This is a genomic window from Cutibacterium sp. KB22876 (genome assembly GCF_059728865.1).
On sequence record NZ_AP040858.1, the window covers coordinates 54,162 to 66,870 of the forward strand.

Here is a 12,709-nt window from a genome sequence, read left to right on the forward strand (position 1 = left end):
CAGTCCAATGGGTGGGTTGATCCCTTGGGGATGTGGAGAAGTCGGTGGGAATCCGGCGCTGTCCCGCAACCGTGACCATGCCGCAAGGTGTGGAAGCGGAGTACCAAATTACCGTGGAGATTGGTTTCCTGTTCCGTCGAGGGTTACGGATCGTCACCGACGCTTGCTACGCCCGTGCTGCCCGCGGCTCCCCTCGGAACGCTTCCAAGGAGGGGCACATGGTGGTGAAATCGACGACGATGTGCGGGCCAGTGGTGAGCGCATATCGGGCTCATCTTCGTATTAATGATGACAGTGGCGCCAGTGGCACTCTCACCTTCCCCATCGAGGTGACCCGTGATGGTGATGGTGTCCCCGATGCCCGGGATAACTGCCCCACGATCGCTAACCCGGAACAAGTTGACTCCGACCACGATGGCGTAGGAGACGCCTGCAACCCCCACACCGCCACGAAGGCACCGCGATGACCACCCACAACAGCACAACCAGGGAGCAGTACCGTCGCGCACCCCTCAACGGCCTCATCATCGGCACCATCGTCGGAGTTGTCTGGCCTACGGTATTCGGGATACTTCATGTGCGAGAAACGCTAGTTCTCGTTCCCAAGGCGTACCCCCCTGTATTTACCATGTCGCTCATTTTCCCTCTGGTTGGGTGGCTCACAGGATTGTGGGAACGGAAGATGTACACGTGCGATAACCCGGAGAACCGGAGACTCAAAGCCAAAATCATAGGTGCTGTCATGGCGACTTTCGCTGGCATACTCATGTTCTCGACCGAGTTTTTCCTATTTACGGATCGTATATTTCTTAGCAGTGTGGAAGCAGCAGTACACCCGATTCCGTTAGCAGTGTTTCCTTGTGCTGGACTGGCTCTCAGCGATATCGGGATCAGACCCAAGAACAGCGAAGCCCCTTTTTATTCTTAGCACGAGTATTGCTTCAGTGGTCACGCTTTTCATAACCGCGGCGGCGTGGGTCTATTTATACTCAGTTATGATGATATTTTTCTTTGGGCTCTGATGGTTTGTACTGTTTGAGTGGCGACATTGGCGAGTGTGGAATTGCTGCCACCCTCCATGCATCCATGTTACGCAACTAGACCGTCCGTCATCCTTCGTCAATACACGAGGCAACCATGCCTATTCACGACAACACGACTAGGGAACAGTGCCGCCACGCACCCCTCAGCGACCTCACCATCGGCACCATCGTTGGAGCGCTCTGGACGGTTGAGTTTTTACTACCTTTCTTATTTCCGATGGGCGGGTATTCACAGAACATTAAAATGGCTTTTATTGCCCTGACATTACCTGTACTTGGGTGGATAACTGGCCTATAGGGCAGAACAGCCTGCAATTGCACAACTCCGGTGAAAAAGAAACGCAGAGTCAAGACGACCGGAATCGCCATGACAACCACCATCTCTGGACCATTGACATCCACCCCACAAGCGCAGCTGGCAAGACTCGTTGACAGCGCAAACGCATCACCTACCAATGATGGCAACGCTGCACTGGCAACTCTCCTTACCGGAACCGACACCTGGCAGGCCCAGGGGTGACACCCAGTTGATGTCCTAGTCACGTACGATCAACATCTACAATCGGCGGACTACATCGAGACGATGGCCGTACCACCGTCGTGAAGCCTTATAGGCTGGGCCCCATGACCGCCACCTTCGAGGACCGTGATCCTTCCGTCCGTCCAGCCGACGACCTCTTCCGCCATGTCAACGGGTCGTGGCTGTCGGCAACAACGATCCCCGACGATCAGGCGAGCACCGGGTCGTTCCGGGTTCTGCGCGACAACTCCGAGGCCGCCGTCCGCGACATCCTTGCTGAATTGAGCTCCGGCGACGCTCACGAGTTGCGGCAGGCGGCCAGCGAGTCAACCGACCACGAGGTCGAGCTCTTGGCCGAATTGTACCGCCGCTTCATGGACGCCGATGCGGTCGAGGATGCCGGCACCGGCCCCCTGGCCCCGATCTTGGCACGCATCGACCGCGTGACGACGACGTCCGAGTTCATGACATTGCTGGGCCAGCATTACCGCGAGTCCTTGGGTGCCCTGTTCTACCTCGCCGACGAGTCGGACCCTGCCGACCCCACGCATTACGTACCGTGGATGGGCCAGGCTGGGCTTGGCCTGCCCGACGAGGCCTACTATCGTGACAACGACAAGGCCGAGATTCGCGAGGCCTATCAGAGCCACATTGCCCAAATGCTCACCCTGGCCGGGCTGGATGACGCCGACGACCAAGCGTGGATCATCCTGGATCTCGAGACCGAGATCGCATCTCACCACTGGGATCAGGTCCGCTGCCGAGATATAACGGCGGCCTTTAATCCGAAGTCTTTTGATGAGCTGTCGAAGGCTCATCCAGGTCTCCACCTGGACCTGTGGAGAGAGGGCGCGGGCATCCCACAGACCGTGCTGGCTACCATCATCGACAACCAGCCCTCGTTCTTCGACGAGGTCGAACCAATGCTGACCGATGAGCGCCTTGACCAATGGAAGTCGTGGGCTCGTTGGCATGCCATTTCGTCTTTGGCCCCGTTCCTCACCTCGACCTTCGTTGACGAGAACTTCGATTTTTACGGTCGTGTCCTCAACGGCACCCCTGCGCTCAAAGCGCGGTGGAAGCGTGGTGTCTCCTTCGTCGAGTCGACCATGGGTGAGGCGGTTGGCAAGCTGTACGTCGCCCAGCATTTCCCACCGGCAGCCAAGGAGCGGATGGACAACCTCGTCGCGAATCTGCTGGCGGCATACCGTCAATCCATCTCGACGCTGACGTGGATGGGCGAGGCGACTCGAGCTGAGGCTCTCAACAAGCTTTCGGCTTTCCGTCCGAAGATTGGGTACCCCACGCGCTGGCGCGACTTCTCGAGTTTCCAGTTGCCCGACGGTGGTTTGGTTGACGCCGCCTTGGCCTGCAGCTCATTCCAGCTCGATCACACCATCGAGAAGCTCTCGCGCCCCATGGATCCTGACGAATGGCTGATGTTCCCCCAGACGGTCAATGCCTATTACCACCCATTGCGCAATGAGATCGTCTTCCCGGCGGCCATCCTGCAACCGCCATTCTTCGACGTCGAGGCTGACGACGCCGTCAACTATGGCGGGATCGGTTCGGTCATCGGCCACGAGATCGGTCATGGTTTCGACGATCAGGGCTCGACGTGTGATGGCAAGGGTCTGTTGCGTGACTGGTGGACGATCGACGATCGCGCGGCCTTCGAGGAGCGCACCAAGGGGCTCATCGCCCAATACAACGAGCTGATCCCCACGCAACTCGGCCCCGACGGCCCGCACGTCAACGGCGAGTTGACCATCGGAGAGAACATCGGGGACCTTGGCGGGGCTGGAATCGCCTTCAAAGCCCTCCAGATTTCCTTTGCGGGAGCCGAACCCGAACCGATTGAAGGCCTGCCGTGGCAGCAGCGGTTCTTCTTGTCTTACGCTCGAATTTGGCGCGAAAAACAGCGCAATGAGTCCCTGCGCACCCAGATTGCTACCGACCCCCACTCGCCCACCGAGTTCCGCTGCAACCAGACCGTCCGCAACATCGACGCCTTCCACGAAGCCTTCGGTGTGACCGAAGATGACCCGATGTGGCTGCCTCCCGAGAAGCGAGTCACCATCTGGTGATGACGATGCCCCCGAGTTCCACGAACCCGGGGGCATTCTTCACTGCTCACGCAGCAGCTCACAGGGCTTGTGTGACCTCACTGAGGCAATGGTGCGGGCAGGCACCCAACGGCCAGCCCGGGCCGAATCGTCGGACGGGAAGGTCTTGATCACCATGACCAGTTCCCTGAGTACCTCAGCAGGTACGCCGATTCGACACTGCACTTGTCCTTGACCGGCTTTCCATTGCGAATGAGCGCCGGGCCAAGGTCCTTCCTCGGACATGGCGCATCCGCGAGACTGTCGCCGATGCGTTGCAACTGGGAACGAGACAATGCGGAGGCGGTATTCGCCGCCGACAAGGCCATCGCGATAGTCGTACTCGGGCCACTGTAGGTCTCGAGATGGCGCAAATACCCGTCCGAGATCGACTCCCACCCCCATTTCTCGGCGTCCTTAGCATTGCTGAATAGGTCGGCACTGGCCAGCGCCTGCATCGCCCACCGAGCCTCCTCGGAAGAAGTCGTCTTGACCTTCCACGGCGTGAGACACAACCCGTCATTGGACAGCCCGATCTCCCGCCTCATCGTCGCGATGGGCAGATCCGTCGTCACTGTCTTTCTCGTGATGCAGCCCTTCGGCAGGCGGGTACGTTTGTCGACCTCTGATCTCTCCTTGTCGGACAACGCGTTGAGGGTCTTCAGGGATGACGCCGCCATGAGTTGGCTGACGTGGGTCTGCCGACTGTCTCCACCATTCACCAAATACGGGCGCAAAGCCGCAACCAGATGATCATGAGCGTAGCCATCGTCGTCGGGTAGATCATGACCGTCAATGAGCCGGAGGTACTCATACGTACTCTTGAGCGTCCCATTGACTGACGAATTCGCGGGCTCGCGAATGAGGGAGTTGGAGGGGCTGAACACCGTCCCGAGACTGTCGACAACGGGCGCCTGCGCGTCATCGTGCCGCGAACACGCAGCAGGCAGAAGAAGCAAGACGGCCGCTATCCCCGCCAAGAATCGTCGAAAAGGCATACTGCGTACAATATGACGCAATCGGCTCACCCCGACGACGTCCTGCCCATGGTCGGGAGGGCATGCGGCATCAATGGCCGCGTACCTCGATCGCCTCGGCCATCGCGAGGGCCCGACGCGCCGTGTCGACGTGCAGGTTCTCGATCATCCGTCCCCGGTAGGTGACGACCCCGGAACCGTTGCCGTTCTCCCAGGCGTCGATGATGCCGCGGGCCTCTTCGACCTCGTCAGCGTCGGGGGCGAAGACCTCATTGGCCGGGGCCACCTGACCGGGGTGTATCAGCGTCTTGCCGTCGAACCCCATGAGCTGGGCCTCACGACACTGGGCAGTGAATCCATCAACGTCGCGCACATCGTTGTACACCCCGTCGAGGATGACGACACCGGCCGCCCGAGCAGCCAACAGGCACATCTGCAGGGCTGCCGTCACCGGGGCGCGACCAGGAACATGGGATGCGCGCAATTCCTTGGTGAGGTCATTGGTGCCCATGATGAGCACCGTCAGGCGGTCGGAGGCTTCTGCGATTTCCGCGCAATCCAGCACGGCCCGCGGGGTCTCGATCATGGCCCACAGCTTGATGTCCTCGCCGGCTCCGGCGGCCTCCATGTCGGCGACGATGGAACGAACCTGCTCGGCCGAGCCGACCTTGGGAACGGCGATGGCGTCAGGACCGGCGGCAACAGCAGCCTTGATGTCGTTGTGGTACCACTCGGTGTCCATCCCGTTGACGCGGATGGCGACCTCCCGGTATCCGTAGGGACGGCCCTCGACGACCTCGGCGGCACGCTCCCGGGCCTCGACCTTGAGGTCGGGGGCCACGGCGTCCTCCAGGTCAATGATGATGCCGTCGCAATCAATAACGCGGGCCTTCTCCAAGGCCCTGGCGTTGGCGCCGGGCATGAACAGAACGGATCGACGGGGACGCAGTGCACTATCCATGTGCCCCATCCTGCCGCACACACCACGGATATGGCGCGTCGGGGCAGCAGGTTCGGATCGGAATCGGCCCCATGTCGACCGGGCCGGGAACGCCCCTCAGCGACGACGCAACAGGTAGGTGTCGAAGACCCACCCCAGACGCTTCTCGGCGTCGGCGCGAGTCGCGAGGATCTCGTCTCGGACCTCGGCCAGGTCACCACTGATGAGGATCTCGTCAGGGGTACCGATGTATGCCGCCCAGTAGATGTCGATACCGGTCGGGTCGATGAGGCTGAAGGTCTGGCGACCGTCCAGCATGACGACGACGTCGTCGACCCCCTCAGGCATCCCGTCGGCCAGCAGGCGGGCAGGGGAGATCTGCAGTGGGCGCCCCTGACGGTTGAGCGGGATCTGATGACGCGAGGCCAGGGACAGGGAGCTGGAGATCCCGGGAATGACGTTGAGTTCGACGGGTACTCCCTCGTCGAACTCAACCGCTGCGATGAGCTTCTTGACGATGGCCAGGGTCGACTCGAACAGGCCCGGGTCTCCCCACACCAGGAATCCACCCCGCTGACCATCAGCAAGGTTGTCCGCGACGGCGTGGGTCCACTGGTCGAGTCGCTGGCGACGCCACAGGGCGACAGCTTCCTTGTAATTCTCGGCGGTCTTCCAGGGACGCGGCGGGTCCTGCAGCTCGACGATCCGCAGGCCGTCGGTGTCGGCCGGCGGACGGTGACGGCGCAATACCTGACGTCGGAACTCGACGAGGTCGTCGACATCATGTTCCTTGAGGACGACGAAGAGGACGTCGAGGTGCTGGATGGCGTCAACGGCGGCCAAGGTCAACCAGTCCGGGTTGCCGGGGCCGATGCCGATGAGGTCGAGATGACGGGACACGATGCCTCCTGGGATTGGCGGTTTCGGACGTGGCCTCTGTCAGGACGAACGGGACACAACCTCGTCGCAGAGGGCCATGAGGGCCTGTTTGGCATCCCCTTCAGGAAGCGGGGCCAGGTGGGTACGAGCGCGATCGGCGCGACGCTGGATCTCGGCACGAGCCTCCTCGACGACGTGGTTGGCGCGCAGCTTCTCGAGCACGTCGGCCAGCACCGCGTCGTCGGACAGGTCGGCGTCGAGCATCTTCTTGAGCTCGTCGTCGGACGGATCACCAGAGGAACGCAACATGAGGGTCGGCAGGGTCGGAACCTTCTCGCGCAAATCAGTGCCCGGCGTCTTGCCGGTCGCCGTCGAGGTGATGTCGATGAGGTCGTCAGCGAGCTGGAAGACCTCGCCGATGTCCTCGCCGAACCGTTCCAGGGCGGCGACGATCTCCGGTGAGGCATGGGAGACCATGCCACCGAATACCGCGGACGCAGCGATGAGCGAGCCGGTCTTGTCGGCCACGACCTGGAGATAGTGGGCCAGCGGGTCCTCGTCCTCGGAGGGTCCACGGGTCTCGGCGATCTGACCCTGCACCAGGCGGGAGAAGGTCCGGGCCTGCAGGCGGACGAAGTCGACGCCCAGTTCGGCCACTGCCAGGGAGGCGCGGGAGAAGAGGTAGTCGCCGACCATGATGGCCACGGAGTTGCCCCAGCGCAGGTTGGCAGAGGGGGCACCGCGGCGCTTGGAGGCCTCGTCCATGACGTCGTCGTGGTAGAGGGAGGCGACGTGGGTCAGCTCCATGACGACGGCAGCACGAACCAGATCCGCATCGTCGACCTCGTCACCGAACTGGGAGCACAGCACCACCAGCAGTGGACGGAATCGCTTGCCGCCGGCGGAAATGATGTGGTTGGCCGCCTCGGTGACGAAAGGCGTGTCGGCGCCGGCCTGGCGACCCAGCTCATCCTCGATGAGGGCAAGTTTGGCGGTCACCAGATCGGTGAACTCGCTGCTGGCGCTGTACGACACAGTTCTCCTCTTCCGACCGGGCGTGTGCTCGGTGCTCGTCCGGCCGTCGTCTCTCCGTGACACGACCGTGTTCCACATTACTGGTTAGACGGGCCTCGCGTCTTGCCGGGATGCGGTTGGGATGGCCCACAGGTGTGACCAGGCCGGAGTCGCAACCCTTCTGAACAGCGACCCCGGCCTCATGAACAACTCAGCGCAGGAAGGTACTCGCCTGGTTGAACAGGTCAATGATCGGCTGCGGGGCAACACCCATGACGATGGTGGAGACCGCGCAAATGATCAGCGTGATCCACCCGGCGATGGACGGCTCTGCGACCTCGACGGGATCGTTCTCATCCTTCGGGTTGCGGAAGAAGACCACGGCGATGATGCGCAGGTAGAAGGCCGCCGCTACGAGGGAGAAGAGCACTCCGAGGAGCACCAGCCAGGCATATCCGCCACGCCATCCGGCCAGGAAGACCACCAGCTTGCCAGTGAAGCCGGCCGTCAGTGGGATGCCGGCGAAGCTCAGCACGAAGATGACGACGAGAACACCGAACCACGGGTGTTTGCGACCGAGACCAGCCCACGAGTCGATCTCCGTCGACTCACCACCGGCACGCCGCACCATGAGGATGAGGAGCCAGAAACCGATCGAGGACAGACCGTAGGCCGTCATGTAGACCAGCACCGAGGAGACCGAACCGGTATGACCCGGGGTCATACCAGTCTGGATCGTCCAGGCACCGACGACGCCCACCAGCACGAAGCCAGCGTGAGCGATCGCGGAGTAGGCCAGCAGACGCTTCATGTCAGTCTGGGCCAGACCGACGACCGCGCCGACAGCCATGGACGCCACGGCGACCACTGCGAGGATGATCTGCCAGTCCCATCTCATGGCGCCCAGACCGACGTAGAGCACACGCATCAGACCGACGAGGGCGACGAGCTTGGTCGCCACCGCCATCCAGCCGCTGACCGGGGTCGGGGCTCCGGTGTAGACGTCAGGAGTCCAGGAGGCAAACGGAACAGCGCCCACCTTGAACAGCAGTCCGACGGCGACCAGCACCATGCCGGCGATGATGAGCCTTGACGAGCCCACCTGGGTGACGCCGACCGCGGCGATGGCGCCCAGCTTGAAGCTGCCTGCGCAGCCGTACAGCAGGACGATGCCGTAGAGGAACAGGGCCGAGGACAGTGCGCCCAGCAGGAAGTACTTCAGTGCGGCTTCCTGGGACAGGAGCCGACGACGACGAGACATCCCCGACAGCAGGTACAGCGGCAGGGAGAAGATCTCCAGGGCGACGAACATCATGATGAGGTCGTCGGAGGCGGCGAAGCACATCATGCCCAGCACCGCGAACATCAGCAGCGGGTAGACCTCGGTGTGCTCGCGATGCTCCTGCTCGGCCTTGGCCTCCAGCGGAGATCCGGGCACCGACGAGGCGCTCGCCACGAAGGCCGTCTGGGTACCACCCACTCGCTCGGCGAAGAGCACCACGGCACCGAGGCTCGTGACGAGCAGGACCATCCAGGTGGCCAGGGTCGGACCGTCGAGAGCCAGGGTTCCCTGACCGGCAACGATCCGGGTGCCCTTGGCGATCGTGGTCAGCGTCGAAGCGATGGCCACGGCGAGGGCGGCTACCGTCAGGATGATCTGGGTCGGACGGCGACCGGAGCGAGGCACGAAGGCCTCCACCAACACTGCCAGGCAGGCGCCAGCCATCAGAGCGAAGACCGGCATCAGCGGTCCGTACTCGATGTGCGGGGCCACGACGTCAAGGGGCGCGAGACACCCGAGCGCGGGAATCAACAGGACGGGATTCACTTGAGGCCCTCCTTGACGACGGGTGCCGGATCGGTGGCGTGAACCTGGGTCGTGGTCGCGGTGGCTGCCGGTTCAATGGCGTGCAACATCGGCCGTGGGAAGAAGCCGAACACCAGCAGCAGGATGATGAGCGGTGCGAGCACCAGCTTCTCCCGACCATTGAGGTCGCTGACCTTCTCGGAAACTCCCTGCACGGGACCGGTCATGGTGCGTCGGTAGGTCACCAGGACGTAGACGGCAGCCAGCACCATGCCGATGATGGAGACGGCGACGTAGATCGGGTGACGCGTCCAGGCACCGGCCAGGGCCATGAACTCGCTGACGAAGTTCCCGGTGCCCGGCAGTGACAGGGTGGCCAGCCCGGCGAAGAGGAAGGTTCCCGCGAGCACCGGGGCGACCTTCTGGACGCCACCGTAGGCGTCGACCTTCGCCGTCCTGCCGCGACGTACCAGGAATCCGAGCACCAGGAACAGTGCCGCGGTGGAGAAGCCATGGTTGAACATGTAGAAGATCGAGCCGGTGATCGAGGTTGTCGTCAGGGCGAAGATGCCGATGACCATAAAGCCGAAGTGGCTCACAGAGGTGTAGGAGACGAACCTCATGAGGTCGCTCGAGGTGGCGGCCATCATGGCACCCCACAGCACCGAGATGATCGCCAGGGTGAGCACGAACGGGGTGGCCCAGTCGGAGGCGGCCGGGAACAGGCCCAAGCACAGCCTCAGCATTCCGAAGGTGCCGATCTTGTCGAGCAGACCGACGAGCAGGGCGGACGTTCCGGCGGTCGCCTGTTCGGCGGTGTCAGGCAGCCAGGTGTGCACCGGAACCATCGGGGCCTTGATCGCGAAGGCGATGAAGAAGCCGACGAACAGCTCCTTTCCGATGGCCCCGGAGAAGTTCACCTTGGCCAGGTCGCTCAGCAGGAAGGAACCACCGTGGACACCGACGCCGATGACAGCGAACAGCATCACCAGGCCACCGGCCAGGGAGTACAGCAGGAACTTCATGGCGGCACGGCCTCGTCGCGGACCTCCCCATCCGGCGATGAGGAAGTACATCGGGATGAGGGTGGCCTCGAACATGAGGTAGAACAGCAGGACGTCGGTGGCGGCGAAACAGTAGATCGCCAGCCCCTCGAGCATGAGGGCCAGGCCGAAGAAAGCGCCGGTCGACCAACGCGCCTTACCTTCGTCGCCCACGTGCCACTCGGCGAGCAGCACCACTGGGACGAGGATGACGACCAGCAGGATCATCGTCAGAGACAGCCCGTCGCCACCCAGGGCGTACCAGGCGCCGATGGCGCGAATCCAGCGGTGGGTCTCCGACAGATCAGTGCCGTTGACCCCGCGGATGAAGGCGTAGACACCCAGCACCAGAGTGACCAGGGAAAACACCATGCCGGTGGTTCGGGCCGCGGCTCCGCGCATCATCATGGTGATGATGCCGCCGACGATCGGCAGCAGGGCGATCACGGTGAGGATCGGGAAAGACATGTCAGCTCCTCCTGCGCTCAGGCCATCCGGCCCAGGACGACGACGAGTCCGACGACCAGCACGCCGACGACCATCATGAGGCCGTAGCTACGTACATAACCGTTCTGGACCTTGCGGACGATCTGGGAGCAGGCCGTGGTCACCGAGCCTGCGCCGTTGACCAGACCGTCAACGACCGCACGGTCGAAGCCCTCGACCCCACCGGCCAGCCAGCGCCCCGGCTTCACGACGACGACGTCGTTGACATCGTCGCCGTAGAGATCGTGACGACCAGCGATGAGCAGCGGATCGTGGGTGGCGGGTTCCTCGCTCGGCACGTCGTGACGGTTGAGCAGCCAACCGGCCAAGATGCCGAGGATCACCACGACGAGGGTGATAATGCCGATCATGCCCATGTGCCACATGCCGACGTGCTCGACCTCAGCACCGGTGGCCGGGGCCAGCCAGTCACCGATCCAGTTGTTCATCAAGGCACCTGCGAAGATCGACAGGATGGCCAACACGATGAGCGGGATCGTCATGACGGCCGGGGACTCGTGCGGGTGGACGTCCTCACGCCACCGCTTGGATCCCAGGAAGGTCAGCACCATGAGGCGAGTCATGTAGTAGGCGGTGATGCCGGCACCGATGAGGGCCAGCACACCGAAGACCGCGCCCTTGTCGAAGGCGGCCTCGATGATGTGGTCCTTGGAGAAGTAGCCCGAGGTGCCGGGGATGCCGATGATGGCAAGGTAACCGCAGGCGAAGGTCCAGAAGGTGACGGGCATGACCTTCGACAGTGCACCGAAGTGGTACATGTCGGTGTCGTCGCCCGTACCGTGCATCACCGAGCCGGCTCCCAGGAACATGTTGGCCTTGAAGAAGCCGTGGGTGATGAGGTGGAAGATCGCCAGGGCGGCACCGGCCGGGCCGAGGCCCGCAGCCAGCATCATGTAGCCGATCTGGCTCATCGTCGATCCGGCGAGGACCTTCTTGACGTCCTTCTTGGACGAACCGATCCAGGCGCCGAACAGCAGGGTGACGGTACCGACGATCGCGACGGCCAGCGAGGCTGCTCCTGTTTCGGCGTAAATGGCGTGGGACCGCACGACAAGGTAGACGCCGGCAGTGACCATCGTCGCGGCGTGGATGAGGGCCGAGACCGGGGTCGGCCCCTCCATGGCGTCGAGCAGCCAGGCCTGCAGCGGGACCTGGGCCGACTTGCCGCAGGCGGCCAGCAGCAGCATGAAGCCGAGCAGGGTGGCCCAGGTTGACGTCAGCCCGGAGGCCTTGTCCGAGACGTCGGCGAAACGCACGCTGCCGAACTGGGCGAGCATGGTAAAGATCGCCATCGTCAGACCGAGGTCGCCGATGCGATTCATGATGAAGGCCTTGTTACCTGCGCGAGCGGCGGCCGGACGACCGAACCAGAAGCCGATGAGCAGGTAGGAGGCCAGACCGACGCCCTCCCAGCCGACGAACAGGATGAGGTAGTTGTCGGCCAGCACCAGCGTCAGCATCGCGGCGATGAAGAGGTTGAGGTAGGCGAAGAAACGACGTCGATCGGTGTCGTGGGCCATGTATCCGATCGCGTAGATGTGGATCAGGGAGCCCACGAAGGTGATGAGAAGGACGAACAGGATAGAGAGCTGATCGACCAGTAGGCCAACCCTCAGATCCCACGATCCGACGTCGATGAACTGGTAGACCCCCACCTCGACAGCACGGGACGCGGCATCGCGGCCCAGCAGGTCGATGAAGAGGACCAACCCGATGACGAAGGAGACGATCGGGGCCACGGTGGCCAACAGATGTCCCCAGACGTCGCTGCGGCGTCCGAGCACCAGCAGCAGTGCGGAGACGACCAGCGGCACCGCGATCATGAGCCAGGCCACGTTGAACAGGCCGGTTTCCAGGACAGTCACGGTACCTCC

The 12,709-nt window shown here is 62.8% G+C and carries 9 protein-coding genes and 1 pseudogene; 3 read left to right on the plus strand and 7 right to left on the minus strand.

The annotated features are described in order from the left end of the window. Positions 1 to 254 precede the first annotated feature (254 nt). The 3 genes and pseudogenes from AC6I1W_RS00280 to AC6I1W_RS00290 all read left to right on the plus strand — a co-directional run. Positions 255 to 467, plus strand: a pseudogene (locus AC6I1W_RS00280) (thrombospondin type 3 repeat-containing protein); the annotation flags it as partial. A 943-nt stretch (positions 468 to 1,410) separates the two neighbouring features. Continuing rightward, positions 1,411 to 1,563, plus strand: coding sequence for a hypothetical protein (locus AC6I1W_RS00285; protein ID WP_493536989.1), 153 nt, complete (start codon positions 1,411 to 1,413; stop codon positions 1,561 to 1,563). 104 nt (positions 1,564 to 1,667) lie between these two features. Beyond that, positions 1,668 to 3,650 carry a M13 family metallopeptidase gene (locus tag AC6I1W_RS00290; protein WP_270236271.1) on the plus strand — a complete coding sequence of 661 codons (1,983 nt, stop codon included), beginning with the start codon at positions 1,668 to 1,670 and terminating at the stop codon, positions 3,648 to 3,650. 149 nt (positions 3,651 to 3,799) lie between these two features. On the opposite strand, the gene AC6I1W_RS00295 is transcribed toward AC6I1W_RS00290, so the two are convergent. The 7 genes from AC6I1W_RS00295 to nuoL all read right to left on the minus strand — a co-directional run bounded on the left by AC6I1W_RS00295 (position 3,800) and on the right by nuoL (position 12,700). Next, a complete protein-coding gene (locus AC6I1W_RS00295) occupies positions 3,800 to 4,666 on the minus strand; it encodes a hypothetical protein (RefSeq protein WP_270236269.1) in 867 nt (288 codons plus the stop codon). Positions 4,667 to 4,736: 70 nt separating this feature from the next. Beyond that, the gene (locus AC6I1W_RS00300) at positions 4,737 to 5,606 is read right to left on the minus strand and encodes an HpcH/HpaI aldolase/citrate lyase family protein (protein ID WP_270236268.1); all 870 of its coding nucleotides are present in this window, start codon (positions 5,604 to 5,606) and stop codon (positions 4,737 to 4,739) included. A gap of 96 nt (positions 5,607 to 5,702) precedes the next feature. Further along, positions 5,703 to 6,485: a precorrin-6A synthase (deacetylating) gene (gene cobF, locus AC6I1W_RS00305; protein ID WP_270236267.1), complete on the minus strand. Its 783-nt coding sequence runs from the start codon at positions 6,483 to 6,485 to the stop codon at positions 5,703 to 5,705. Between the two features lie 39 nt (positions 6,486 to 6,524). Beyond that, positions 6,525 to 7,499 carry a polyprenyl synthetase family protein gene (locus tag AC6I1W_RS00310; RefSeq protein WP_065673477.1) on the minus strand — a complete coding sequence of 325 codons (975 nt, stop codon included), beginning with the start codon at positions 7,497 to 7,499 and terminating at the stop codon, positions 6,525 to 6,527. A 190-nt stretch (positions 7,500 to 7,689) separates the two neighbouring features. Then, a complete protein-coding gene (gene nuoN, locus AC6I1W_RS00315; RefSeq protein ID WP_270236264.1) occupies positions 7,690 to 9,306 on the minus strand; it encodes an NADH-quinone oxidoreductase subunit NuoN in 1,617 nt (538 codons plus the stop codon). Then, positions 9,303 to 10,796, minus strand: a complete 1,494-nt coding sequence (locus AC6I1W_RS00320; RefSeq protein WP_284950545.1) for an NADH-quinone oxidoreductase subunit M — start codon at positions 10,794 to 10,796, stop codon at positions 9,303 to 9,305. Before AC6I1W_RS00320 ends, nuoN begins: the two co-directional genes overlap by 4 nt. Positions 10,797 to 10,813: 17 nt before the next feature. Further along, positions 10,814 to 12,700, minus strand: a complete 1,887-nt coding sequence (gene nuoL, locus AC6I1W_RS00325; RefSeq protein ID WP_221268303.1) for an NADH-quinone oxidoreductase subunit L — start codon at positions 12,698 to 12,700, stop codon at positions 10,814 to 10,816. Between the last annotated feature and the right edge of the window lie 9 nt (positions 12,701 to 12,709).

Excerpts from the sequence above, each read along its gene's own strand:
- AC6I1W_RS00285 (WP_493536989.1), top strand. The coding sequence starts at position 1,411 with ATGACAACCACCATCTCTGGACCATTGACATCCACCCCACAAGCGCAG.
- AC6I1W_RS00290 (WP_270236271.1), top strand. The coding sequence starts at position 1,668 with ATGACCGCCACCTTCGAGGACCGTGATCCTTCCGTCCGTCCAGCCGAC.
- AC6I1W_RS00295 (WP_270236269.1), bottom strand. The coding sequence starts at position 4,666 with ATGCCTTTTCGACGATTCTTGGCGGGGATAGCGGCCGTCTTGCTTCTT.
- AC6I1W_RS00300 (WP_270236268.1), bottom strand. The coding sequence starts at position 5,606 with ATGGATAGTGCACTGCGTCCCCGTCGATCCGTTCTGTTCATGCCCGGC.
- AC6I1W_RS00320 (WP_284950545.1), bottom strand. The coding sequence starts at position 10,796 with ATGTCTTTCCCGATCCTCACCGTGATCGCCCTGCTGCCGATCGTCGGC.